We start from the raw sequence: 875 nt of genomic DNA, 5'->3' as shown, positions 1-875 counted from the left end.
TTGTCGAGTAGAAGTGCGCCTTTCTAACTTTAGGAGCAGGTTTGTTTTCACTGTTTCTCCCCGTTTCCTCTGGGAGTGCCACAATATTTGCTCCATGGCCAAATTGAACGCACAACCCTCACAGAACCGTGCTTGCGCTATTCACGCACACGGCTCCTCACTCGGAGCTTCACACATTTATGCAAGGCCATTGCCCGTTGTCGAATATGCTAACGTATATTTTTGGCTTAGGCAGTGGTTTGGCCTTGAGCAGCAGCAGGAACTTTTCCCAGGTGTAGCTATTTCGCTGGCTTCTTCGGTTAAGCCATTTGAACAACAGTTTCGCTACCTCGTACCAGTATCGGGACAGCATCGGCCCGTTATCTGTTATACCATAGTACCTGTAATGACCTATGAGTTTGGGTTTGATTTCTTCGAGCAGTTGGTTAATGGGAGTAGTGCGATTAGCCTTTATCCACTGCTTCATTCTGTATATAGCAGCCTTGTATTTCTTTCTGCTGGTCTTTCGTTTTACTCTAAACTTGCCGTTCTGACTTTGGCCGCAGTAATGGGTAAAGCCAAGAAAGTCAAATGTTTCCGGCTTGCTTCTACCCAGTTTCCTGGTATTCCGGAAAGCGAATAGGCCAAATTCAATTATCTTGCTCTTTTCCGGCGCTATGTTCAGATTAAATTTTTGAAGCCTTTGGGTTAGCATTTGATAGAAATTCCTTGCTTCAGATTCATATTGGAAGCAGCAGACAAAATCGTCGCAGTATCTAATAATATGTGCACTACCGTTGAACTGTCTTTTAATTACTTTCTCAAACCACAGGTCGAGTACATAGTGAAGATAAATATTAGCAAGAACCGGGGACACTATTCCTCCTTATGCAAAG

1 protein-coding gene is annotated in these 875 nt (G+C 43.9%); it reads right to left on the bottom strand.

All coding sequences use genetic code 11. The annotated features are described in order from the left end of the window. Window positions 1-169: 169 nt before the first annotated feature. The gene (locus tag IT084_RS17595; protein WP_313885521.1) at window positions 170-856 is read right to left on the bottom strand and encodes a reverse transcriptase domain-containing protein; all 687 of its coding nucleotides are present in this window, start codon (window positions 854-856) and stop codon (window positions 170-172) included. Window positions 857-875 lie beyond the last annotated feature (19 nt).

This window comes from Desulfallas sp. Bu1-1 (genome assembly GCF_015594625.1).
GTDB lineage: Bacteria > Bacillota > Desulfotomaculia > Desulfotomaculales > Desulfallaceae > JADNRQ01.
This window is presented reverse-complemented; position numbering and strand designations above follow the sequence as displayed.